This is a genomic window from Frigoribacterium faeni (assembly GCF_007988805.1).
GTDB lineage: Bacteria > Actinomycetota > Actinomycetes > Actinomycetales > Microbacteriaceae > Frigoribacterium > Frigoribacterium faeni.
Genome location: NZ_BJUV01000007.1, coordinates 18,712 through 41,408, shown reverse-complemented (window position 1 = coordinate 41,408; position 22,697 = coordinate 18,712). Strand labels below are relative to the sequence as shown.

The 22,697-nt window shown below is 72.3% G+C and carries 20 protein-coding genes; 5 read left to right on the top strand and 15 right to left on the bottom strand.

Translation table 11 applies throughout. From position 1 onward, the window contains the following. Nucleotides 1-6: 6 nt before the first annotated feature. The 7 genes from FFA01_RS04895 to FFA01_RS04865 form a co-directional block, all read right to left on the bottom strand. Entirely contained in the window at nucleotides 7-1,200 is a 1,194-nt protein-coding gene (locus FFA01_RS04895; RefSeq protein ID WP_146853566.1) for a hypothetical protein, read from the bottom strand. Continuing rightward, entirely contained in the window at nucleotides 1,197-1,889 is a 693-nt protein-coding gene (locus FFA01_RS04890) for a TenA family protein (RefSeq protein WP_146853564.1), read from the bottom strand. Before FFA01_RS04890 ends, FFA01_RS04895 begins: the two co-directional genes overlap by 4 nt. Continuing rightward, the gene (locus FFA01_RS04885; protein WP_146853562.1) at nucleotides 1,871-2,620 is read right to left on the bottom strand and encodes a glutamine amidotransferase; all 750 of its coding nucleotides are present in this window, start codon (nucleotides 2,618-2,620) and stop codon (nucleotides 1,871-1,873) included. Before FFA01_RS04885 ends, FFA01_RS04890 begins: the two co-directional genes overlap by 19 nt. A 94-nt stretch (nucleotides 2,621-2,714) precedes the next feature. Next, on the bottom strand, nucleotides 2,715-3,812 hold the full coding sequence (locus tag FFA01_RS04880) for a phosphotriesterase family protein (protein WP_146853560.1): 1,098 nt from the start codon (nucleotides 3,810-3,812) through the stop codon (nucleotides 2,715-2,717). After that, a complete protein-coding gene (locus tag FFA01_RS04875) occupies nucleotides 3,809-4,900 on the bottom strand; it encodes an ABC transporter permease (protein ID WP_146853558.1) in 1,092 nt (363 codons plus the stop codon). The genes FFA01_RS04880 and FFA01_RS04875 overlap by 4 nt, the downstream gene beginning before the upstream one ends. After that, entirely contained in the window at nucleotides 4,897-5,724 is an 828-nt protein-coding gene (locus FFA01_RS04870) for an ATP-binding cassette domain-containing protein (protein WP_146853556.1), read from the bottom strand. The genes FFA01_RS04875 and FFA01_RS04870 overlap by 4 nt, the downstream gene beginning before the upstream one ends. Beyond that, nucleotides 5,724-6,758 carry a substrate-binding domain-containing protein gene (locus tag FFA01_RS04865; protein WP_146853554.1) on the bottom strand — a complete coding sequence of 345 codons (1,035 nt, stop codon included), beginning with the start codon at nucleotides 6,756-6,758 and terminating at the stop codon, nucleotides 5,724-5,726. The genes FFA01_RS04870 and FFA01_RS04865 overlap by 1 nt, the downstream gene beginning before the upstream one ends. A gap of 267 nt (nucleotides 6,759-7,025) precedes the next feature. On the opposite strand from FFA01_RS04865, the gene FFA01_RS04860 reads away from it, so the two are divergent. Continuing rightward, a complete protein-coding gene (locus tag FFA01_RS04860; RefSeq protein WP_146853552.1) occupies nucleotides 7,026-8,030 on the top strand; it encodes a LacI family DNA-binding transcriptional regulator in 1,005 nt (334 codons plus the stop codon). 198 nt (nucleotides 8,031-8,228) lie between these two features. Here FFA01_RS04860 and FFA01_RS04855 read toward each other — a convergent pair whose 3' ends face one another. From FFA01_RS04855 to dnaK, 5 genes are all read right to left on the bottom strand, one after another. Further along, entirely contained in the window at nucleotides 8,229-9,347 is a 1,119-nt protein-coding gene (locus FFA01_RS04855) for a M20/M25/M40 family metallo-hydrolase (RefSeq protein WP_146853550.1), read from the bottom strand. A 38-nt stretch (nucleotides 9,348-9,385) separates the two neighbouring features. Further along, nucleotides 9,386-9,793, bottom strand: coding sequence for a heat shock protein transcriptional repressor HspR (locus FFA01_RS04850; RefSeq protein ID WP_146853711.1), 408 nt, complete (start codon nucleotides 9,791-9,793; stop codon nucleotides 9,386-9,388). A 97-nt stretch (nucleotides 9,794-9,890) separates the two neighbouring features. Continuing rightward, nucleotides 9,891-10,886 (bottom strand): DnaJ C-terminal domain-containing protein, encoded by a 996-nt coding sequence (locus FFA01_RS04845; RefSeq protein WP_146853548.1) that lies wholly within the window; start codon nucleotides 10,884-10,886, stop codon nucleotides 9,891-9,893. Nucleotides 10,887-11,006: 120 nt separating this feature from the next. After that, the gene (locus tag FFA01_RS04840; protein ID WP_244289697.1) at nucleotides 11,007-11,705 is read right to left on the bottom strand and encodes a nucleotide exchange factor GrpE; all 699 of its coding nucleotides are present in this window, start codon (nucleotides 11,703-11,705) and stop codon (nucleotides 11,007-11,009) included. An 8-nt stretch (nucleotides 11,706-11,713) separates the two neighbouring features. Beyond that, nucleotides 11,714-13,585, bottom strand: a complete 1,872-nt coding sequence (dnaK, locus tag FFA01_RS04830; RefSeq protein WP_146853546.1) for a molecular chaperone DnaK — start codon at nucleotides 13,583-13,585, stop codon at nucleotides 11,714-11,716. Between the two features lie 204 nt (nucleotides 13,586-13,789). Here dnaK and FFA01_RS04825 point away from each other — a divergent pair, with 204 nt between their 5' ends. From FFA01_RS04825 to FFA01_RS15875, 3 genes are all read left to right on the top strand, one after another. Further along, on the top strand, nucleotides 13,790-15,172 hold the full coding sequence (locus tag FFA01_RS04825) for an MFS transporter (protein WP_146853544.1): 1,383 nt from the start codon (nucleotides 13,790-13,792) through the stop codon (nucleotides 15,170-15,172). A 166-nt stretch (nucleotides 15,173-15,338) separates the two neighbouring features. Then, nucleotides 15,339-17,465 carry an Ig-like domain-containing protein gene (locus tag FFA01_RS04820; protein ID WP_146853543.1) on the top strand — a complete coding sequence of 709 codons (2,127 nt, stop codon included), beginning with the start codon at nucleotides 15,339-15,341 and terminating at the stop codon, nucleotides 17,463-17,465. 182 nt (nucleotides 17,466-17,647) lie between these two features. Continuing rightward, nucleotides 17,648-17,794, top strand: coding sequence for a hypothetical protein (locus FFA01_RS15875; RefSeq protein WP_167627289.1), 147 nt, complete (start codon nucleotides 17,648-17,650; stop codon nucleotides 17,792-17,794). Nucleotides 17,795-17,920: 126 nt separating this feature from the next. Here FFA01_RS15875 and FFA01_RS04815 read toward each other — a convergent pair whose 3' ends face one another. Together FFA01_RS04815 and FFA01_RS04810 are read right to left on the bottom strand one after the other, a co-directional pair. Further along, nucleotides 17,921-19,030, bottom strand: coding sequence for an LCP family protein (locus tag FFA01_RS04815; protein ID WP_146853541.1), 1,110 nt, complete (start codon nucleotides 19,028-19,030; stop codon nucleotides 17,921-17,923). Then, on the bottom strand, nucleotides 19,027-19,947 hold the full coding sequence (locus FFA01_RS04810; RefSeq protein ID WP_146853707.1) for a DsbA family protein: 921 nt from the start codon (nucleotides 19,945-19,947) through the stop codon (nucleotides 19,027-19,029). Before FFA01_RS04810 ends, FFA01_RS04815 begins: the two co-directional genes overlap by 4 nt. 126 nt (nucleotides 19,948-20,073) lie before the next feature. Between FFA01_RS04810 and FFA01_RS04805 the strand changes: the two genes are divergently transcribed. Then, a complete protein-coding gene (locus FFA01_RS04805) occupies nucleotides 20,074-21,384 on the top strand; it encodes a GNAT family N-acetyltransferase (RefSeq protein ID WP_167627288.1) in 1,311 nt (436 codons plus the stop codon). A gap of 90 nt (nucleotides 21,385-21,474) precedes the next feature. Here the strand turns inward: FFA01_RS04805 and FFA01_RS04800 are convergent, their stop codons facing one another. Further along, nucleotides 21,475-22,665 (bottom strand): glycoside hydrolase family 1 protein, encoded by a 1,191-nt coding sequence (locus tag FFA01_RS04800; RefSeq protein WP_146853537.1) that lies wholly within the window; start codon nucleotides 22,663-22,665, stop codon nucleotides 21,475-21,477. Between the last annotated feature and the right edge of the window lie 32 nt (nucleotides 22,666-22,697).

Here is a 22,697-nt window from a genome sequence, read left to right as displayed (position 1 = left end):
CGCGGGTCAGGGACGCGCGGGCAGGGAGGCGACCACCGCCTCCTCGGGGATCCCCAGGAGGTGCTGGGCGATCCGGGCGACGTCGGCGACCGGGCCGCGGAACCACCAGGTCGTGAACCGGTCGGTCACGGGGTCGGGGCGGGGGCCGAGCACGGGGGTGCCGCGCGCCTCGACCTCGGCGAAGCCGCCGAGACCGCCGTCGTCGTCGTAGAGGTGCAGCGCGTCGCCGCGACGGCCGGGCGAGGGGTCGGGCTCCTCCGAGTACTCGGCGGACGCGTCGACCGGGCTGCTGCGGACGAACAGCACGAGGTCCGGGGCGGTGTCGTCGGCACCGGACCCGTCGGCCCAGCGGAGGTGACCGGCCCGACCCGTCACCTGCGGGGCCGCGAAGCCGATCTTGAAGCGGTCGGCGCCGGTGAGCGACACGGCCACTCCCCCGGCGACCGGGCGCAGCAGCTCGCCGACGGGCTCGTAGTAGTCGGTCACCTGCACGCCCAGCGACGCCGCGACGAGCGCCGTCCCGCCGCCCCTGACCTGGTTGAGCACCCACGACTCGGCCTCCTGCGCGCCGTCGGACTCGAGGTCGAGGCGCACCTCGGTCGTGTAGCCGGCGTACCGCACCGCCGAGGACGTGCCGCCGTCGCGGAGGTGCCGGAGCGGGTGGGCCGCGGGACGCACCCGGAGCCGCAGGCCGACCCGGGCGGACCCGGTCGGCGCGGTGAACGACTCCAGGTCGACCGTCCGGTCCATCGTCACCTCGTCGCCGACGCGGCTCAGCGCGTGCCGCCCCGGATCGAGCGAGGGCGGCATCGTGTAGCTGCCCCAGTAGTCGGCCCGATCGGGGATCATGTACGCGATCTCGGGGCCGACCCAGAGCCGGTCCCCGCCGACGTTCCACTCGCCGCCGTCGAGCAGGGCGCGGAACGCCGCATCGGACCCGAAGGCGTCGGGCAGCCAGTTCTCGGGCGCGCCGCCGTCGAAGAACGGGCCGTAGACCCGCCCGCCGTACGACGACACGACCACCACGGCCTCCGCCCCCACGCTCACGCGCTCGAAGGCGACGCCGGCGCCGGTCAGCCGGGCCTCGACCGCGGCGAGATCGACCGCGACGTCGACCCGCAGGGCGGCGGTCGCGGCGGTCGCAGCGGATGCGGCGGTAGCGGACGTGCCCGAGGAGGCGCGGCCCGTCTCGCCCCTCATCGCGCCACCTCGACGTACGGACTCGCGTGGAAGGCGTCCTCGGCGACGAGCATGTCGCGGAACCACCCGTCGAGCTCGGCGTCGGTCACCGGTGCCGGCAGGTCGTCGAGCAGCTCGTGCAGGAACGCCACCTGGGCCCGGAACCCCGGCGTCGTGTGCAGGTCGATCCAGCGCTGCACGGCGGCGGGTCGCTCGACGGCGAGGGCAGCGGCCTCCGTGCACCAGCGCAGATAGAGGGTCTCGGCGGCGGCGAGGCTCGCGATCACGGCCGGGTAGCCGCCGTCGGCGAGCGCGGCGACGACGGTGGTCCGCAGCACGGAGGCGTGGTCGAGCACGGCCGTGGCGGCGGCCCCGTCGACGGGCCGGTCGGCGAGCGACGCCGCGAAGTACGCCTCCTGCGGACCCACGAGGTCCGCGACGGCGTCGGCGTGCCGGACCGCGAGGCTCCACTCGGGCTGCTGCCAGAGGCAGTACCCCGCGAGGCGGGCCGCGGTGCGGACGAAGGCGTGCTCGGCCACGAGATAGCGGGCGAAGGTCTCGGCGTCGACGCTGCCGTCGGTCAGCTCGGCGAGCAGCCGCACCGAGGCCGACGCGCGCAGGGCGTCGTCGCAGCGGGCGACCAGCGCCGCCGCGCGGCCGGCCGCCGGTGCGCGGCCCGCCGCGGGACGGCTCAGCGGCTGGTCAGCCATGCGACGATCCCCTGGAACACCTTCGCGTAGCCGCTCCACTCGTCGCAGAACGCCGGCGGCGCCCAGTGCGGCGAGCAGTCGCTGGTGAACACGGCGGTGCGGCCGGCCCCGGCCTCGCCGACGACGACGAGCGGGTCGTCCCCGAGACGGGCGAGCTCGACGGCCCCCTCCTTAACGACGACGCGGTTGTAGCCGAGCAGGGCGGGCCACTCCGTCCCCGCACCGCCGAGGGCGGGGTGCTCGGCGTCGAGCACGGTGGCGACGACGCCGGCCGGGCGCTCCACGCGGTCGTCGCCGATCAGCAGATCCACCGGCAGCACGTCGGCGATCTCGGTGCGGGCGTACCCGGCACGGCCCTGCCAGCCCGAGAACGACAGATAGCCGCCCACCATCAGCAGCGCGCCTCCTGCGGTCACCCACTGCGCCAGCTCCTGCACCCGGTCGCGACCGGGGATGCTGCGCTCGAACACGTCGGGCGCGAGCTGGAGCGAGTTGACGCCGATGTCGGAGAGCACCACGACGTCGTACTCGGACAGCGCCTCCTGGGTCTCGGGGAACCCGGTCGACACGAGGTGCGCCGGCAGGTGGACGACCTCGTGGCCGCCGGCCTGGAGCGCCGCGCGCAGCTGGGCGACGCCCTCGGTGTACGAGTGGGCGGTGAACTCGTCGACGCCCTTGGTGTGGGTGGTCGCGGTGATCCAGCTCTCGCCGGCGATGAGGATGCGGGACATGGTGGTGCCTTTCTGTGGAGACGGGAGACGGGAGCCGAGGAGGCGCGGCGCCGGTCGCGGACGCGGGCGTCGGCGGGTCGGTGGGGCCCCCGGGTCAGCTCGTCGAGCGGGTCAGCGCCGCGCCCTCGAACAGGTCGCGGACGTTGCGGGTGTTGACGCCCCGGACGACGTCGGCGTCGAGGCCGAGGTCGAGCAGCCGGTCGAGGAAGACCGCGGGGATGTACGAGAGGCCGTTGCCGCCGTGGCGCCGCAGCATGCTCTTGAGGAACAGGTCGTGGCTGAAGAGCAGGCGTCCGCCGAATCCGGCGCCGATCAGGCGGGCGATGGCGGCGGCCGTCTCGACGGGTGAGGGCGATTGCCCCTCGCCCGGCAGGGAGAAGCGGTACGGCATGCCGATCATGTCGAACTCGAGCCACACGCCGCGCTCGGCGAGGCCGCGCTGGTAGTCGGGGTCGCCGCCCGAGGGGTCCATGTGGCAGAGCACGACCGCGGTGGGGTCGACGCCCTCGTCGCGCAGCACGACGTCGAGCACGCGCCCGCCGTGCCGGACGAAGCCCGGCAGGTGCACGAACATCGGCAGGCCCGTCTCCCGCTGGAGTCGGCAGGCGGCCCGCAGCGAGCGCTCCTCGCGCTCGGTGAATCCAGGCGAGACGCCGATCTCGCCGATCACGCCCGACCGGGGCCGACCGGAGACGGCGGGGTCCGCGTCGTACTGCTCGATCAACCGGGCGGCGAGCGCGTCGATCGGGTCGCTGCCGGTGACCGCCGGGTGGAACCTCTCGAGGTACCAGCCGCCTCCGGTGACGACGTTCACGCCGCTGCGGCGCGCGATCCCGGCCAGGCGACCGGGGTCGCGGCCCTGGCCGTCGCTCGTCAGCTCGATCACGGTCGAACCGCCCAGCCCGCCGAACGCGATCAGCTCGGCGACCGCGTCGTCGTCGCCGTCGAGCACGCAGTTGTCGCGGCAGGCGAGCGGACGGTCGCGCAGCAGCCACGCGATGTCGGCGGTGACGGGGGCGTCGAACAGCTCGGGGAAGTCGGGATCGGGCTCGAGGCCGCCCTCCTCGATGCTGTTGATCAGGTGCTCGTGCGGCAGCGTGAAGCCGAGCGCGTCGCTCGGCACCGGTCCGAGCACCGTCTGCACGTCGACGACGCCCGTCTCGGCGACGCCGAACCCGCCGACGCGGCTCACGACGTGACCCGTCGGCGCAGCAGCTCGGTCAGCGAGCCGCCGCGCAGGTTGATCCAGATGACGATGATCAGCAGGCTGCCGGTGACGATCGGGACGATGTACGGGCTGAGGCCGAGCAGCGTCAGGCCGTTGGTGATGACGCCGGTCAGCACGGCGCCGATGGCGGTGCCGATGACGCTGCCCTTGCCGCCCAGCAGGTTCGTGCCGCCGATCACGACGGCCGTGATGACCGTCATCGCGAAGTCGACGCCCGAGTTGGCGTCGCCCGAGCCCAGACGGGCGGCCGTGATGATGCCGGCGGCTCCGGCCGCCGTCCCGGTGAGCACGAGGGCCATCATCTTGACGAACCGGGTGTCGACGCCGGCCCGGCGCACGGACTCCTCGTTCGAGCCGATGCCGGTGACGTACTGGCCGAACCGCATCCGCTGCAGCGCGACGATCCCGACCACGACGGCGATCAGCGCCAGCCAGGCCGGGTAGCCGAGGCCGAGCAGGCGCCCCTGGCCGATCTGGGCGAAGATCAGGCCCGAGCCGATCGCGACCGAGTAGCCCTTGGTGATGAACAGCGCGATGCCGCGCACGATCGACATCGTCGCGAGCGTGACGATGAACGACGGTATGCCCTGGTAACTCGAGAACCAGCCGTTGACCAGGCCGCACAGCGCGCCGACCGCGAGACAGATCACGATGACGAGCACGGACTCCATGCCGGTCCGCAGCAGGCTGGCGCCGACGACGGAGACGAGGGCGAGCGTCGAGCCGACCGAGAGGTCGATCATGCCCGCCGTGATGACGAAGGTCATGGCGACGGCGACGATCAGCGCGGGGGCCACCTGCACGGCGACGTTGCGGAGGTTCGTCCCGGTGAGGAACGTCGGGGTCGCCACCGAGAACGCGACGATCACGACGAGGGTGACGACGAGCATCAGCAGCGTCGACTTGTTGACCCGCTGCAGGGCCTGCCAGCGCCGCTGGCTCGTGCGGGTGGCCGGCCCGGGGCCGTGTCCGCCGGCGGGCCCGTCGGCTCCGCCGCCGTGGCCGCCGTCCGGACCGGTGGTGTCGGTGTTCGATGCGGTCGCTGCGCTCATGCGGCGGCGCTCCCTTCTCGCGTGATCATGCCGACCAGCGACTCGATCGTCAGGTCGTCGATGCGGGCGTCGTCGACGCTCCGCCCCTCGTACATCACGGTGATGCGGTCGCAGACCCGGAAGAGGTCCTGCAGGCGGTGGGTGATGAGGATCACTCCGACGCCGCGCGCCGCCACCTCCTTGATGAGGCGCAGCACCGACTCGACCTCGGTCACGGCGAGCGCGGCGGTCGGCTCGTCGAGGATGAGGATGTCGGGGTCGACGCTGGCCGCGCGGGCGATGGCGACCGACTGCCGCTGTCCGCCCGAGAGCTGCGAGATGAGCTGGTGCGTCGAGGTGACCCGCACGCCGAACTCGCGCAGCACGCTCGTGGCCTCCTCGTGCATCCGGCCGATGCGGAGGAACGGTCCGACCCGCGGCTCGCGCCCCAGGAACAGGTTCGCCGCCACGTTGAGGCTGTCGCAGAGCGCGAGGTCCTGGTAGACGATGCCGATGTCCCGGGCCTGAGCGTCGCTCGGGGAGTGGAACCGCACCTCCTCGCCCTTGATCCGGATCGCGCCGCCGTCGTGCTGCACCGACCCGGCGAGCACCTTCATCAGGGTCGACTTGCCGGCGCCGTTGTCCCCGACCAGACCGAGCACCTCGCCGCGGGCGAGCGTCAGGTCGACGCCGCGCAGCACGTCGACGGCGCCGTACGACTTGCGGATGCCGCGCAGGTCGACGAGCGGAGCCGTCGTGTCGTCGCGACGGTCCGACGAGGAGGCGCGGGTCGGGTCGGTCACGGAGGCGCCGGTCGTCGCCGGGATCGCGTCGGGGGTCGTCATCAGCCCTCCAGGTAGTACGAGAAGTCGGCCAGGTTGTCGGGCGTGACGATGGTGATCGGCACGTCGATGGTCGCGGGCACGTCGCCGGTCCCGCAGGCCAGGTCGATGGCGGCCTTGGCGGCCTCGTTGCCGAAGCCGAAGGTGTCCTGCTGGATCACGCTGTCGACGAACCCGGCCTCGAGGCCCTCGACGGCGGCGGCCGAGAGGTCCCAGCCGACGATGCTGACGCGGTCCTGCGCGCCCTGGCTCTTGACGGCCGCGATGGCGCCGTTGAGGGCGGGCTCGCCGGTGGCGTAGATGTACTCGAGCTCAGGGTCGCCGGTCAGCAGGTTCTCGGCCGCCGTCTGGGCGTCCTCGTTGACGTTGCGGCCGTCGACGACCGTGCCGATGGTCATGCCGCCCGCCTCGACGGCGTCGACGAAGCCGTCCTGGCGCTGGATCTGGATGGCGCTGCTGAGCGCGCCGACGATGCCGATCTCGCCCGTGCCTCCGGTGGCCTCGAGGAACGCCTCGCCGAGCTGCGCGCCGCCGTCGACGTTGGCCGTGCCGACGTAGGCGTCGATGGCGTCGGGGTCGTCGACCGAGCCGTCGGCGGCGACGACGGGGATGCCCGCCGCCTTGGCCGCGGTGAGGGCCGGCACGAGCGCCGTCGCGTCGACCGGGTCGACGATCAGCGCGTCGACGCCGGACGCGACGAGGTTCTCGACCGCCGTCACCTGGGTGGCGCTGTCGTTGTCGCCGCTGACGATCTGGAGCTCGGCGCCGGCCTCGTCGGCGACGTCCTGCGCGCCCTGGTTCATCTGGGTGAAGAACGCGGTCTGCTCGTTGATGTCGACCATGCCGAGCTGGAGGGGGCCGCCGTCGTCGGACGTGCACGCCTCGGGGACGTCGGTGGGCGCGGGTCGGGTCGCGGCGCCGGACGCCTCACCCGAGGCGGAGCCGGTGGCGGTGGTCGAGGTGGAGTCGCAGCCGGCGAGGGTGCCGACGGCGATGAGGCCGACGGCGAGGGCGGCGACGGAGCGGGTCGAGAGCATGAGGGGCCTTCCTGGAGAGGACGAGGGTGGGGCATGCGGAGGAGCGGAGGCTCGGGGTCCGATCGCCCGCCATGGGGGTGGATGGCTTGGCAATCGATTTCCCGGGTGGGGTGAGACCACAGTGACGCCCGGGTGTTACGGGCGCCGACACCCTTCTGTTACCAGCATGTAAAAGACGGATGGTCGCGGGCAATCGATTGCCACTCAGCGCGACGCTACGATGAACCGACCCACCCGCCCGCCGTTCGGCGACAACGCGAGGAGCCCATGAACGCCGTCACCATCTCGGACGTCGCCGCGCGGGCCGGCGTCTCGCAGGCGACGGTGTCGCGGGTCATGTCGTCGTCGCGTCGAGTCGGGCGCGAGGTCGAGGCCCGAGTGCGCCGCGCCGCCGACGAGCTCGGCTACAGCGGCAACGGCATCGCGCGGGCCCTGCGCACCCGTCGCACCGACACGGTCGGCATGGTCGTGCCGAGCATCCTCAACCCGTTCTTCACGACGCTGGTCGACAGCATGGAGAACGCGCTGCACGCCGAGGGCAAGCAGCTCTTCCTCTGCGACTCGCGTCAGGACCCGGCCGTCGAGGCCGAGCAGCTGCGCTCCCTGATCGAACGGCACGTCGACGGCATCGTCGTCAGCCCCGTGCACGACACCGAGAGCGCCGCGGCCGTCGCCCGCTCGGCGCGGGCCGTCCCCCTCGTCCAGCTCGACCGGCGCGTCGACGTGCCCGGCACCGACTGGATCGGCCTGGACGACGCCGAGGCGATGAAGCTCGTGATGGAGCATCTGAAGGAGGCGGGGGCCCGGTCGGTCGCCTTCGTCACCTCCGAGCTCACCAACTCGTCGACCGCGCTGCGGCTCGAGGGGTTCCGCCGCTGGGCGGCCGACCTCGGACTGCGGATCGTCGACGACGGGGTCGTGCTCGGCGACTTCTCGGTCGACAGCGGCGACGAGGCCGCACGGCGGCTGCTCGCCTCACCCGACCGGCCCGACGCGATCGTCTGCGCCGACGACCTCATCGCGATCGGCGTGCTGCGCGCGGCCCGTGAGACGGGCGTCGCGGTGCCGTCCGCTCTGCAGGTGACCGGGGTCGACGACATCGTCTTCTCGTCGTACGTGACCCCGGCGTTGACGACCCTCGCCCAGCCCACCGACCGGATGGCCGCCGAGGCGCTCCGGCTGCTCTCGCTGCGCGGCGGGGCCGACGAGGGCGGGGCCGGCGCCCGGGTCTCGTTCGCGCCGACGCTCGTGCGGCGGCAGAGCACGCGCTGACCCCGCGCCGAGCCGCGCCCGTCGCACGCCTCGGCCCGCGGCGCTCCGGCGTTCCGGCGTTCCGGCCCTCCGGCCCTCCGGCCCTCCGGCCCTCCAACACTCCGGCACTTCGGCACTTCGGCACCAGGAGATGGGCACAGCGCCAGGGCTTCTTCTGGCGTCGTGCCCGTCTCCTGGTGCCGTGACGCACGGCGAGACTCAGGGCGCAGGAGGCGCGGCGTGGCCGAGAGCCGCCGCCTCGAACAGCTCGACCGCGTCGAGCACGGCCTGGCGCGAGACGGACTCGTCGACCCCGTGCACCACCGTCGGGTCGCCCGGACCCCAGACGACGACGGGCACGTCGGCCTCGAGGTGCCGCACGAGGATCGACGCGTCCGTGAAGTACGACGCCGGACGCTGCGAGACGCGGGCGCCCTGCCCGGCGAGCCAGGGGTGGTCGCGGCGGGTCCACACGGCGGCGAGGTCGAGGTCGACGGAGACGTCGACCACCTCGGGTTGCGCCCGCCACCACGCGGTCAGCGGCGTCACGTCGTCGCGGGCGACCCGGTGATCGACCCGGATCTCGCAGCGGTCGGGCACGATGTTCGGCACGCTGCCGCCGGCGATCACCCCCACGTTGAGCGTCTCCGCGCCGAGCTCGGGGTGCCCGACGAGCGGCGGCCCCGATTCCTCGAGCCGGGCCAGCAGGCGGGCCATGTCGAGCACCGCGTTGCGACCGCGGTCGGGGGTGCTGCCGTGGGCCGCGAGGCCGGCCGTGGCGACGGTCAGCCAGAGGGCTCCGCGGTGACCGAGCACGATCTCGTTGTCCGTGGACTCGGGGACGACCACCGCGGCGACCGGGAGCCCGGACAGGAGGGTCGCGCCGGCCGGGGCGCCGAGGCAGCCGATCTCCTCGCCGGTCGTCACGACGAGCGCGACGGCCGTCCCCCGGGCCAGCGCGGATCGGACGGCCACGACGGCCGCGGCCAGTCCGGACTTCATGTCGGAGGCGCCTCGACCGACGAGCCGGTCGCCGACCCGCGTCAGCGAGAACGGATCGGTGGACCACGCGGAGGCGTCGGTCACCGGCACGACGTCGGCGTGCGCCGCGAAGACGAGCAGCGGGGTCGCGGGGTCGAGGCCGGCGGGGGCGACGAGGAGGGCCGCCGGAGAGCCGTCGGGGGCGGGGGCGAAGGCGACCCGCGCCTCCTCGACGCCCTCGAACTCGGCGGCGACGCGGAGCAGCACCTCGGCCTCGCCGGGCGACCCGCTGGTGGAGTCGATCGCGACGAGGTCGCGCAGGAGGTCGAGCACGGGCGTGTCGGCGGAGTCGCTCATGCGGTCACGCTAGCGGCCCGGGCCTCCCGGCGCGGCGCTCAGCGGAGCGGACGCCAGACGACGACGGAGGTCTGGCGTGCCGGCCGGGTGCCGTGCTTGAGCGGCACGACGCCGCTCTCGCCAGCGGCGAAGACCCGGCTGCCCGGGCGGTTGACGAGCTCGTCGGCCAGGGCGCGCTCGAGTTCGCGGACCCGCGACTGCAGAGCCGTCACCTGGTTCTCGAGCTCGAGGATGCGCTTGATGCCCTCGAGCGATACGCCCTCGCCGCCGAGACGCGCGATCTCGCGCAGCTGCACGACGTCGCGCATGGAGTAGCGCCGCGATTTGCCCGCCGTCCGCTGCGGGACGACCAGCCCGAGCCGGTCGTACTGCCGCAGCGTCTGGGCGTGCATGCCCGCGAGCTCGGCCGCCATCGCGATGGCGAAGATCGGCGAGGTCTCGTCCATCGGCCAGTGAGCCGCGGGGTCGGTGCGGTCCATCATCGTCACCTCCGGATCGTCGATAGCGGGTCGGGTGCTGCTCGGGCTCGGGGTCGTCTCCGGGTCAGGCCCGTGCGCGGGCGATCAGATCGTCGCGGGGGTTCTCGGACGGCAGCGCGGCCGCCAGGGCCTCCACGGCCTCGCGCGCCTTGTCGTTCAGGTGCGCGGGGACCGCGACCTGGACCGTGGCGAGCAGGTCGCCGGTGCCGGCCTTGGTCGAGACGCCGCGGCCCTTGACGCGGAGCACCCGGCCGCTCGGCGTGCCCGCGACGACGCGCAGCCGGACGGGGTCGCCGCCGAGGGTCGGCACCTCGATCGTCGCGCCGAGGGCGGCCTCGGCGAACGTCACGGGCACGTCGACGCGGAGGTTCTGACCGTCGAGCTCGAACACCGGGTGCTTGCGCACCGCGATCGTCAGCACCAGGTCGCCGGCCTCGCCGCCGTCGGGGCTCGGTTCTCCGCGACCGCGCAGACGGATCTTCTGACCGTCATGCACGCCGGCGGGGATCTTGACCTTCATCGGCTTGCCGTTGGAGGCCTGCAGCGAGATGGTCTCGCCGACCACGGCCGTCTGGAAGTCGAGCGTGGTCGTGGCGGTCATGTCGCGGCCCTTCTGCGGACCGCCGAACCCGCGGTAGCCGCCGCTGGTCTGACCGAAGCCACCGCCACCGCCGAACATGCCGCCGAAGATGTCGTCGAAGCCACCGCCGCCGCCCTGGCGGAACTGAGTCCGCTGGCCGCCGCCCTGACCGAACATGCCGCCGAAGACGTCCTCGAAGCCGCCGCCGCCCTGACCACCGCTGCCGGCCGTGAATCGCGCACCGCCGCCCATCGCTCGGACCTGGTCGTACTCCTTGCGCTGCTCGGGGTCGGAGAGCACGGAGTGCGCCTCGCTGACCTCCTTGAACTTCGCCTCGCTGGCCGCGTCGCCCGGGTTGGAGTCGGGGTGGTACTTGCGCGCGAGCTTGCGGTAGACCTTCTTGAGCTCGGCGGGGGTGACGTCTTTGGAGACGCCGAGAACGGCGTAGAAGTCCTTGTCGAACCAGTCCTGACTCGCCATGCGGCACCTCCTTTCATGAATCTAGGCCACCCCTGACGGGCGGCCGGACAGAATGTGGGAGGCGGTGGGCGCCCTCTCGGGGCGCCCACCGCCCGGTGCGACCTGCGTCGCGGGTGATGCCTACTGCGGTGTGTGGACGGCGACCTTCGCCGCGCGGATCACGCGGTCGCCGATCGTGTAGCCCGGCTCGATCACGTCGGCGACCGTGTTGACGGTCACGTCGGCACTCGGGAGCTGCACGAGCGCGTCGTGCCTGGTGGGGTCGAAGACCTCGCCCTTCGCGCCGACCTGCGCGAGCCCGAACTTGTCGAGCCCTCCGCGGATCTTCTGCGCGATGACGGTCATCGGACCCTCGGCGAGGTCGCCGTGCTGCTCGGCACGGGCCAGGTCGTCGAGCGCCGGGAGCAGCGAGCGGACGACCTCGGCCACGACGGCCTCGCGGTTGGCCTCGCGGTCGCGCTCCACCCGACGGCGGAAGTTGACCAGCTCGGCCTGAGCCCGCAGCATGTCCTGCCGCATGTCGGCGACGAGATCGCGGCTGGCCTCGTCGAGGATGGCCTCGTCTTCCGCGCTCATCTCGGCGGCCGCCTCGGCAGCGCCCTCGGGCGCCTCCGCGTCGCTCGGGACCTCGACGTCGGGCGCCTCGGCCGAGGGGAGGTCGTCGACCCCGTCGACCGCCGCGGTGCCGCCGTCCTCCGACGGCACCTCCGCGGTCGACTCGGACCGGACCTCGCCGGTCTCGGGGTCGAGACGACGCTTGTCGCGCACGACCGGCTCGGGCTGATCGTCGTTCTCGGGACGGTTCTGCTCGTCAGTCATGCGGGCCCCTACTTCTTGTCGTTGTCGTCGTCGTCCACGACCTCGGCGTCGACGATGTCCTCGTCGTCGGCCGGGGCCTGGTCGTCGGCGGGAGCGCCCTCGGCACCGGCGGCACCGGGCGTGCCGGCCTGCTCCTGCTGGTAGATCGCCTGGCCGAGCTTCTGCTGGCTCTCGTTCAGCTTGTCGAAGGCGGGCTTGATGGCCGCCTCGTCGTCGCCGGCGAGGGCGGACTTGAGCGCGTCGACGTCGGCCTGCACGTCGCTCTTGACGTCGGCGGGAAGCTTGTCGTCGTTGTCCTTGATCAGCTTCTCGATCGAGTAGACGAGCTGCTCGGCGTTGTTGCGGGTCTCGTTCGCCTCGCGACGCGCCTTGTCTTCGGCGGCGTGCTCCTCCGCCTCGCGGACCATGCGGTCGATGTCGTCCTTCGACAGCGACGAGCCGCCCGAGATGACCATCGACTGCTCGGTGCCGGTCCCCTTGTCCTTCGCGGACACGTGCACGATGCCGTTGGCGTCGATGTCGAACGTGACCTCGATCTGGGGCACGCCACGCGGAGCGGGGGCGATGCCGGTCAGCTCGAAGGTGCCGAGGTTCTTGTTGTCGCGGGTGAACTCGCGCTCGCCCTGGAACACCTGGATGGCGACGGACGGCTGGTTGTCGTCGGCCGTGGTGAACGTCTCGCTGCGCTTGGTCGGGATGGCCGTGTTGCGCTCGATGAGCTTGGTCATCGCGCCGCCCTTGGTCTCGATGCCGAGGCTGAGCGGGGTGACGTCGATGAGCAGGACGTCCTTGCGCTCGCCCTTCAGCACGCCTGCCTGGAGAGCGGCGCCCACGGCGACGACCTCGTCCGGGTTGACGCCCTTGTTGGGCTCGCGGCCGCCGGTCAGCTGCTTGACGACCTCGGTCACGGCGGGCATGCGGGTCGAGCCGCCGACCAGGACGACGTGCGAGATGTCGCCGACCTTGACACCGGCCTCCTTGATGACGTCGTTGAAGGGCTTCTTGGTGCGGTCGAGCAGATCGGAGGTCCACTGCTCGAACTGCGAGCGCGAGATGGTCTCGTCGAGGTTGAGCGGGCCGTCGGCCGTCAGCGTGAGGTAGGGCAGCTGGATGCTGGTCGAGGTGCTCGACGACAGCTCCTTCTTGGCCTGCTCGGCGGCCTCCTTGAGGCGCTGCTTCGCGATCTTGTCGGTCGACAGGTCGACGCCGTTGTTGTCCTTGAACTTCTTGATCAGGTGCTCGACGATGCGGTTGTCCCAGTCGTCGCCGCCGAGGCGGTTGTCACCCGAGGTGCTGCGCACCTGGATGGTCGAGAAGTCGTCGTCCTTGCCCACTTCGAGCAGCGAGACGTCGAAGGTTCCGCCACCGAGGTCGAAGACCAGGATGAGCTCGTCCTCCTTGCCCTTGTCGAGGCCGTACGCGAGAGCGGCGGCGGTGGGCTCGTTGATGATGCGGAGCACGTTCAGGCCCGCGATCTCGCCGGCCTCCTTCGTGGCCTGACGCTCGGAGTCATTGAAGTACGCCGGCACGGTGACGACCGCGTCGGTGACCTCTTCGCCCAGGTACTGCTCGGCGTCGCGCTTCAGCTTGCCGAGGATGCGGGCGCTGATCTCCTGCGGGGTGTACTTCTTGTCGTCGATCTCGACCTTCCAGTCGGTGCCGACGTGGCGCTTGACCGACGCGATGGTGCGGTCGACGTTGGTGACGGCCTGGCGCTTGGCGGTCTCGCCGACCAGCACCTCGCCGTCCTTGGTGAACGCGACGACCGAGGGGGTCGTGCGGAGACCCTCGGCGTTCGCGATGACGGTGGGCTCGCCGCCCTCGAGGACGCTGACGACCGAGTTGGTGGTTCCGAGGTCGATTCCTACTGCACGTGCCATGTGCGATTTCTCCTTCGTGGTGCGGTGATGCGGAAACTTGGGGGGCCGGCCTTGAGTCGGCCAGGCTCAACTTTACTCGGACCGTCGCCGAGGTCAAGCTGTGAACCTGAAAGTTGAGCCAGAACCACTCAAGTCTCGAACGGGGGCCGCGGGTCGAGGAGGCGCGGCTCCCGCCGGACACCGCCGCCGACTAGGTTGACCCCCATGACCGCAGCGCAGACGCTCGCCGACACCGCCCCGATCCCCCGTCGACGCGTGATCTCGTGGGCGCTCTGGGACTGGGGCTCCGCCGCGTTCAACGCGGTGGTCACCTCGTTCGTGTTCAGCACCTATCTGGCCAGCGGAGCCTTCGTCGACCCCGACGTCGTCGCCGCGGCGGGCGACGACACGCGCAATCCCGCCCTCGTTCTGGCGAAGTCCGAGAACGCGACCGTCATCTCGACCGCTCTGACGATCGCCGGCGTGCTGATCGCCCTGCTCGCGCCCGTGCTCGGCCAGCGCAGCGACGGCTCCGGACGCCGCAAGCTCTGGCTCGCGATCAACACCGGCCTGGTCGTGCTCGCGATGGCCGCCATGGTCTTCGTGGCGCCCGCCCCGGGCTACCTCGTCTTCGGCGCGGCCCTGCTCGCCGTCGGCAACCTCTTCTTCGAGTTCGCGAGCGTCAACTACAACGCGATGCTCGTGCAGGTGTCGACGCCGAGGACCATCGGCAAGGTGTCGGGATTCGGCTGGGGCCTCGGCTACGTCGGCGGGATCGTCCTGCTCCTGCTGCTGCTGGTCGCGTTCCTGCAGAGCTTCGGGGTCGAGGGCCGCGGCGGCCTGCTGGCCGTGCCGACCGGCGCCGAGGGAGGCTCGTGGGACGTCCGCTGGGCCATCGTCGTCTCCGCCGCGTGGTTCGCCGTGTTCGCTGTGCCGGTGCTGCTCTCGGTGCCCGAGCCGCCCGCCACCGCGGCACGCGCGCGGGCGGGGCTGTGGCGCTCGTACCGCCTCCTCGGGTCCACGATCGCGAAGCTCTGGCGGACCAACCGCCAGGTGCTGCTCTTCCTGCTGGCCAGCGCGGTGTTCCGGGACGGCCTGGCCGCCGTGTTCACCTTCGGCGCGATCATCGCCGCCCAGGTGTTCGGCTTCACGCCGAGCATGGTCATCTACTTCGCGGTCGGCGCGAACCTCGTGGCCGGGATCGGCACCTTCGTCGGCGGCTGGCTCGACGACCGGCTCGGGGCCAAGACGATCATCGTCGGGTCGCTGATCGGCCTCGTGATCGCCGCCTTCGCCGTGCTCGCGATCGGCACCGCGACGAACCTGTTCTGGGTGTTCGGCCTCGCCCTCGCGCTCTTCGTCGGGCCCATCCAGTCCGCCAGCCGTTCGTTCCTGGCCCGGATCACGCCGCCGGGGCGCGAGGGCGAGATCTTCGGGCTGTACGCGACGACCGGGCGGGCGGTGAGCTTCCTGGCACCGGGCCTGTTCACGCTGTTCGTCTCCGTCACCCACGACACCCGGTACGGCATCGTCGGCATCGCCCTGGTGCTGCTGGCCGGACTCGTGCTGATGCTCCCGGTCAAGGCGGTGCAGCGCTCGATCGACTGACCTCAGGGCGGACGACCGGCGCCCGCCTGCGCCGCCGGCGCTGCCGGCGCCGCCGGTGCGCATCGTGCACGTTCATCCGCCTGCACCACTCCTCTCGTATTCGAATGTAAGATTTCGGTTGGCCGCCCCGATCGGTCCTCCCTTTCCGTCTCATCCGAGAGAAGACATGAAGAAACTCACGACTGGGCTGGCCTCCGCCAGCCTCGCGGCGCTCGCCCTGGGCGCCATCACCCCGGGGGTCGCCGCCGCGAGCCCCGCACCGTCCCCCTCGCCGACCGCCGATGCCGGAAGGTCGGCCGGGCCTGCAGCACCGATCGTCAGCCGGATCGAGAAGCACGGCGCCGACCGGATCGCTCTGCTCGGAGTCGCCCCGTGGGCCGAGCAGGTCCGCATGCAGTTCGACGGCGGCGGGAGCGTCGAGCCTGTGACCGACGGCCGGTACACGTTCCTCATCGACAAGACGCACCTGGGCAAGACCGCCACCCTGACCTCCTTCGCCGGCGGCATCGAGGGCGAGTCCATCGATGTGGCGCTGACCCTCGACGAGGACGCCGCCCCCGGCATCATCCCCGTCATGCCGCGCGTCCTGGGCGTCTCGAAGGACTCCCAGGGGGTGTTCGTCATCGAGGGCACGGTCACGTACGACCCTCTGCAGTTCGACCAGCTCGAGGTGACCGCATCCACCGGGGGCATGCCCATCCGCAGCGTGCCCGACGTGAACGGGACCTTCACCCTCACCATCCCCGCCGAATTCGCCGGTCGGCAGATCGGCGTCCAGGCTCACCTCGGCAACAAGTCCAGCGCCGTCGACACCATCGACCTCCTCGAGACCCGGCCCAACACGGCGTCCGACACGCACCCGCTGGCCATCCTCTCGCCCTGGGCCGGAGCCGAGCTCGCCGAGCCCGCCGTCACCTTCTCGGGCGTGGCGATCCCCAACTCGCAGATCGTCGTGACGAACGACGCCGAGACCGACCAGCGGTTCGCGACGCTCTGCGAGACGAACGTGCTCGCCAACGGCAAATGGACCTGCGACTCGCCCCGCCTCCCCGACGGCGAGTACTCGGCCACCGTCACCGAGAAGCCGACCTGGTCGTCGGTGACCGAGCAGACCGAGGGCTCGTCGTTCTCGATCGTCCACGGCGACTGGAAGCCCGCGGCCCCCGCTCTCCCGCACCTGTCGTCGATCACAGACTCGGGCGACCACCTGATCGTCCGAGTCGTCATCCCCGGAGCCAGCCGGGCCTCGCTCGAGGTCGGCGAGCACCGCGACGAGCAGCAGGGCATCAACGGGCGATTCTCGTTCTGGGTGGAGAAGAGCCTCGCCGGCCAGACCGCCACCGTCGCCGGCCTCGTCGACCAGTCCGTCGGCAAGGCTCTCGACATCCCCCTGACCCCCATCGCCGACACGATCACCCCCGCTCCGCTGACGGCGCCGGTCATCCACCACGTCGCCGACGAGGGCGGCCACGTCTACCTCGAGGGGACGACCGGCTACGCGCCGTTCGAGTTCTTCACGCCCGGCGTCATCGCGAAGAAGGACGGCAAGCTCATCGGATCGACCGAGCTCACCTACAACGGCGCGTTCATCCTGCGCCTCGATGAGGAGTACGTCGGCGACGAGATCGAGCTCTTCTCGACGCGCAACCTCGAGCTGTCGACCGCGACCGAGCTCGTGGTCGCCGAGACGGAGAAGAACTCGGCTCCGGAGACGTTCCCGCTCGAGGTCACCTCGCCGGCCGACGGCGCCACGGTCCCCGCCACGTCTCCGACCTTCACGGGCGAGGGCATCCCCGGCGCGAAGGTCCGCGTCGAGGACACCACGGCCGCCGACAAGGCGCCGGTCCTCGTCTGCGGCGCCGACGTGCTGGCAGACGGCACCTGGAGCTGCGAGGCCGAGAAGCCGCTGGCCCACGGCGAGCACACGACGACCGTGACGGAGGCGCCCTTCTGGGTCTCCGCAGGGACGCCGACGACCACCCGGGGCTTCACCATCGGTGACGCCGACTCCGACGACGAGGCCCCGATCGTCGTGACGACGCCCGCCGACGGCAGCACCTTCCTGGCCGGCAGCGACGTCACCTTCACCGGCACGGCCACCCCCGGCGCCGACATCGCCCTGCACCTCGGCTACGGCCTCGCCCCCGTCATCGGCACGGCCGACGCCGAGGGCGACTGGAGCGTCTCCCGCTGGCTCGGAAACGCCCCCTACACGGCGACCGTCATCCAGTCGAAGAACGGCAAGCAGCTCAGCGGCGCCCACACCGGACCGACCATCACCCCGGCGTCCTGACGCCCTGACCCGTCGGACGACGACCGAGGCCGACTGAGGGTCTCACGAGCCCCGGAGAGCGCATCTCGCCTCTCCGGGGCTTCGTCGTCCCATGGACACGACAGACGAAGCCCGACGTCCCGCGCCAGTCGGGGCGCCGCCGACGGCGATCGGAGCTGCACCTCGGCTACGGCCTCGCCCCCGTGATCGGCGACGCCGACGAGGACGGCGACTGGACCGTCATGCGCTGGCTCGGCAACGCGACCTACACCGCCACACTGACCCAGACCAGGAACGGCCGCCAGATCGGCGGGTCGTACAGCGGGCCGACGATCACCCCCGCCGAGTGATCCGGAGGTCGCGCCGGACCCGCCACTCGACCGGCTGACGCGACGAGACCCCGGGCGAGCGACGTGCTCGCCCGGGGTCTCGTCGCGTGGCTGACGGCCGCGGACCGGGTCGGGCGCCGGGCCCCGTCAGGACGCCGGATCGGGAAGCGGCTCGCCTGCCCGCAGCGCCGAGGTGATCTGCTCGAGGCCGACCTCGTCGATCGTCAGAGAGGACTGCCCGTCGGCGGAGATCGCGCCTCCACGGGTCGGGAGCGTGACGGCATGGAGACCGCCGGGAGTCAGGCCGCGGGCGCTCCAGCCGATCTCGGCGAGCCGGGGAGGGGTGAGCGAGTCGTCGACCGCCAGGTGCTCGGCCATGACGCCCACGAACGTCGAGACTCGGGACGGGTCGGTCAGCGTGCCGCGGCTGACGACACCGTGCGCCAGGGCCTCGACGAACGCCTGCTGATTGCGGACCCGCTGGTGATCGGCGTCGGCGAACGAGTACCGCTCACGCACGAAGGCGAGGGCCGCGTCGCCGTCGAGGTGGTTGAGGCCCTCGCGGAACCCGTGTCCGCCCGCGGAGAACGCCCGCTCGGAGACGACGTCGACACCCCCGAGCGCCTCGGTCATGCCCCGGAAGCCCTCGAAGTCGATCTCGGCCACATGGTCGACCCTCACCTCGAGCAGCTGCTCGACCGTCTGCACGGTCAGCGGGACGCCGCCCCAGCTGTAGGCCGCGTTGATCTTCGCCTCTCCGTGCCCCGGCACGTCGACCCAGGTGTCGCGCATGATCGACAGCACCTCGATGCTCGACCGGTCGCCGGGCAGGTGCACGAGCATCATGACGTCCGACCGACCGGCGTCGCCCCGCCCCCGGGTGTCGGACCCGAGCAGCAGGACGTTCAGCGCGCCGTCGGCGTCGACACCCGGACGACCGTCGTACTCGGGGAGGGCGCCGACCACCGTCGTCGCGCGGTCGTCGAAGGTGGACGCCAGGTGCACGAGGTAGCCGAACCCGAGCAGCGCCGCGACGACCGGCACGCCGACCAGGACGACGAGAGCGACGACCGTCGTCACCACCCAGGGGCGCCTCCGCCGGCGCCGCTCGGCACGACGCCGCTCGCTCCGCGTGGTCACGGGTTCGAAGCCGAGCGACGCGAACGCGTCGGGGCCCGCGGCCTCCGTCCCGGCGTCGTCGGATCCGGCGCCCGAGGGGCGGCCGTCGGCGGGGCGGTCGCCGGTGGGGGCGCTCACTCCGCGCCTCCTGCGGTCTCGGCCGCGTAGGCGGAGCCGAGCTTCGAGACCACGAACTCGGGGAAGCTCTGGGTCGACGCGTCGTAGAGCGAGCCGTTGACGAGCACCGTCGGGGTCCCCGTGATCGACTCGACCGAGTCGTAGGGCAGCGGGCCGGAGAGCGCGCGCTTCGTCGCGGCGGCCACCCAGCCGGCGAACCGCTGGTCGGCGATGCACGCGGTGACGGCCGCCGGGTCGTCGAGCTCGGCCGCCGAGGTGACGACCGAGGTGAGCTCGTCGTCGTCGAGCCCGCGCGAGCCGCCCTCGGGCTGCGCCTCGAAGAGGGCCCGGTTGACCGACCAGAACCGGTCGGGCTCGAGATCGGCCACGCAGGCCGCGGCGGCCGCGGCCCGGGTCGCGTACCGGGTGCCCTGCGACGTCGAGTCGGTGATGGCGAGCGGATGGATCTGCACGGTGGCGGCGCCGGACTCGACCAGGCCGCTCAGGTAGTCGGCGTTCTCGAGCTCGAACTGCCGGCACGACGGGCAGTGGTAGTCGATGTAGATCGCGATGTCGGCGACGTCGGACGCGTCGGGGGTGGCCGAGGTCACGGGCTCGGCGTCGGCCTCCCGGGCGGGCGAGCGCTCGACGACGAAGCCGGGACCGACGCGGACCCCGTCGGATGCCGCGTTGGCCGGCCCGGGGCCGATCGGCGCCGAGGCCGACGTGACGAGGACGAGCGCGAGGGTCGTCACGATGGCGAGCGCGGCGACGGCCACCCCGCCGCGGACCAGGAGGGTCGCGGTGCGCTCCCGTCGGCGCGCCCTGGCCTGCGCGGCGCGGGCCTTCTCGCGGGCCGCCGCGCGACGACCCGTGTTCTCGGGACTGCTCTGCGCCGGACCCTCCGACGGGTCTCGTGCGTCGTTCTCGCCGATCATGAGGCCTCCGTGTCGCTGGATAATTCCTCACATCATATTTCAGCCGATCGGTCATCTCAACACGGCCGCCCCGCCTCCGTCGGGAGGACGACGACACCGTCGGGGGCCAGCCCTAGGCTTGCGAGCGTGACTGCCTTCGACGACGACTACGACATCCGCACGTTCCCGGCCGCACTCGGACCGGATTCGACCGAGGCCGAGCCCCGCGCCGACGAGGCGACGGGCGCGTGGGTCTCGGCCGAGGCCCTCGGGTTCCACGAGACGGCCCTCGACGCCGCCGCCGTCGGGCGCACCGCGCGACGGCTGGTCGCCGACGGGCGCACCGAGACCGGCGTCCACCTCCGCGAGCCCCGCGACGGATCGCTCGAGGCGGACGGGTTCCCGGTCGCCACCTTCGAGTCGTTCGTCAAGACGGTGAACGTCGGCGGCGGCCGGCTGCTCGACGCGCACCTGATCTCGGGCGTCACCGTCCAGCCGACCCACCGACGCAAGGGGATCCTGCGCCGCATGATGACCGACGACCTCGCGCGCGCCGCGAGCGGCGGTCTCGCCGTCGCGGCCCTGACGGCGAGCGAGGGCTCGATCTACCGCCGCTTCGGCTTCGGGGTGGGGGTGCGCGAACGGACGATCGAGATCGACCCGCGCCGTGCCTCCGGCCTCATCAGCGAACCGGAGGGCACGACCGAGCTCGTGTCGCGCGCGACGCTCGTCGACCTCGCTCCCGCGGTGTTCGCCCGCTTCCACGCCCGCACGCCCGGCTCGATCGACCGGCACGAGGGCGCCTGGAACCGCATGCTCGGTCGCGAGCGACCCGACGGCACGCCCGATCCGGCCGTCCGCGGCGCCGTGCACCGCGACTCGGCGGGCGCCGTCGACGGCTACGTCTCGTACCGGGTCGAGGGCTCGGACGAGGCGCACACCCTCGTCGTGCTCGATCTGGTCGCCGCGACGGACGTCGCGTACCTCGGCCTGTGGCAGCTGCTGCTGTCGATCGATCTGATCGCCTCGGTGCGGTACGCCGACGCCCCGCAGCACGACCCGCTGAGCCATGCGCTGGTGAACGGCCGGGCCCTGCGCGTGACCCACGACGAGGATCACGTGTGGTTCCGCGTGCTCGACACCGTGGCCGCCCTGCAGGCCCGACCGTGGTCCGCCGACGGCGTCGTCACGATCGCGGTGGGCGACGCCCTGGGCCACGCGGCGGGCACGTTCCGGGTGACGAGCGAGGGCGGCAGCGCGACGGTCAAGCGCGCGGCGGTGCGACGGGCCGACGTCGAGCTCGACGTGGCGACCCTCGGGTCGCTCTGGCTCGGCGGCGTCGACCCGGTCACGCTCGCCGCCGCGGGCCTGGTGCGCGAGCGGCGCAAGGGCGCCGTCCAGACGCTGCGCGCGATGCTCGCCCCCGATCGGCCCCTGCACAGCATCACGGGCTTCTAGCCGGAACGCAGGAGGCGGGGGTCGGCCGACCCGCGCCTCCTGCGCTCCGGGGAGCACGGCGCCGCCGCGGCACGCGACGACGCCGTGGTCTCAGACGGCCGAGCTGCGCTCGAGGCCGTTCGCGCGGGCCACCCCGCCGTACCAGCGGGCGCTCGGCTTGGGCGTGCGCTCGAACGTGTCGCGATCCCAGCCGATCAGCCCGAACGTCGGGCGGAATCCGCTGGCCCACTCGTAGTTGTCGAGCGCACTCCAGTGCTGGTACCCCAGCACCTCGATGCCCTCGTCGATGGTGTCGTGGATGTGCTCCAGCGCACCCTGCGTATAGGCGATGCGCCGGGTGTCGTCGGCCGTCGCGATGCCGTTCTCGGTGACCATGACGGGCACGTGGCCGGACAGCTCCCACGCGCTGCGGATGCCCTCGGCCGCGGCCGGCGGGTGGAACTCCCACCCGGTCAGCGTCGTCTCGAGCCCCTCGGCGACCGGCCGGGGCCCCTCGGGCCCGACGAAGGTCTGCGTGTAGGCCTGCACCCCGACGAAGTCGTCGCCCGCGGCCATCTCGCTGTACCAGTCGTCGCGGACGTAGCCGTACTCGCGCGTCTTCTCGGCGGCCCCGGGCTCGTCGACGGCCTTGAAGGCCTGCGTCGCGACGGTCCAGCCCGACTTGAGCCCGGCGACCTGCGAGAGCACCTCGCGGCTGCGCCTGTGCGAGGCGAGCAGGGCGTCGGCCACCTCGAGGTCGGGGTTCGGCAGCCCGTAGGCCACCAGGTTCGAGGCGTCCTCGCCGCCGGCGAGCATCGCGGCGATGTTCGGCTCGTTGATGGTGCAGACGTACTCGACGCCCTCGGCGACGACCGGCAGCGCGAGCTCGGTGTAGCGCGCGAACAGGTCGGCGGCGTCGGGCGCCCGCCAGAAGCCGTCGCGCTCGAACCAGCGCGGCACCGTGAAGTGCATCAGAGTGACGATCGGCTCGATGCCGAACTCGTGGCAGGTCTCGACCATGCGGCGGTAGTGGGCGACCTGGGCCTTGCTGACGACGCCGCGCTCGGGCTCGATGCGGGCCCACTCGATGCTGAACCGGTAGCTGTTCAGCCCCAGCTCGGCGAGCAGGCGGATGTCGTCGCGGAACCGGTGGTAGCTGTCGGCGGCGTCACCGCTCGGCTCGACGATGGTCGTGCGCGGCGTATGCTCGTGCACCCACCAGTTGCTGTTGACGTTGTTGCCCTCGATCTGGTGCGCCGCGGTCGCGGCACCCCACAGGAAGCCGTCGGGGAAGGTGAGCACGGAGTGCTCCTTTCGGTGGTGATGAGAAGGAG

Coding starts and splice junctions, on each gene's coding strand:
- FFA01_RS04870 (WP_146853556.1), bottom strand. CDS start 5,724: ATGACGACCCCCGACGCGATCCCGGCGACGACCGGCGCCTCCGTGACC.
- FFA01_RS04855 (WP_146853550.1), bottom strand. CDS start 9,347: ATGAGCGACTCCGCCGACACGCCCGTGCTCGACCTCCTGCGCGACCTC.
- FFA01_RS04875 (WP_146853558.1), bottom strand. CDS start 4,900: ATGAGCGCAGCGACCGCATCGAACACCGACACCACCGGTCCGGACGGC.
- dnaK (WP_146853546.1), bottom strand. CDS start 13,585: ATGGCACGTGCAGTAGGAATCGACCTCGGAACCACCAACTCGGTCGTC.
- FFA01_RS04845 (WP_146853548.1), bottom strand. CDS start 10,886: ATGGCGAGTCAGGACTGGTTCGACAAGGACTTCTACGCCGTTCTCGGC.
- FFA01_RS04810 (WP_146853707.1), bottom strand. CDS start 19,947: ATGATCGGCGAGAACGACGCACGAGACCCGTCGGAGGGTCCGGCGCAG.
- FFA01_RS04885 (WP_146853562.1), bottom strand. CDS start 2,620: ATGTCCCGCATCCTCATCGCCGGCGAGAGCTGGATCACCGCGACCACC.
- FFA01_RS04865 (WP_146853554.1), bottom strand. CDS start 6,758: ATGCTCTCGACCCGCTCCGTCGCCGCCCTCGCCGTCGGCCTCATCGCC.
- FFA01_RS04840 (WP_244289697.1), bottom strand. CDS start 11,705: ATGACTGACGAGCAGAACCGTCCCGAGAACGACGATCAGCCCGAGCCG.
- FFA01_RS04850 (WP_146853711.1), bottom strand. CDS start 9,793: ATGGACGAGACCTCGCCGATCTTCGCCATCGCGATGGCGGCCGAGCTC.
- FFA01_RS04825 (WP_146853544.1), top strand. CDS start 13,790: ATGACCGCAGCGCAGACGCTCGCCGACACCGCCCCGATCCCCCGTCGA.
- FFA01_RS04820 (WP_146853543.1), top strand. CDS start 15,339: ATGAAGAAACTCACGACTGGGCTGGCCTCCGCCAGCCTCGCGGCGCTC.
- FFA01_RS04895 (WP_146853566.1), bottom strand. CDS start 1,200: ATGAGGGGCGAGACGGGCCGCGCCTCCTCGGGCACGTCCGCTACCGCC.
- FFA01_RS04890 (WP_146853564.1), bottom strand. CDS start 1,889: ATGGCTGACCAGCCGCTGAGCCGTCCCGCGGCGGGCCGCGCACCGGCG.
- FFA01_RS04860 (WP_146853552.1), top strand. CDS start 7,026: ATGAACGCCGTCACCATCTCGGACGTCGCCGCGCGGGCCGGCGTCTCG.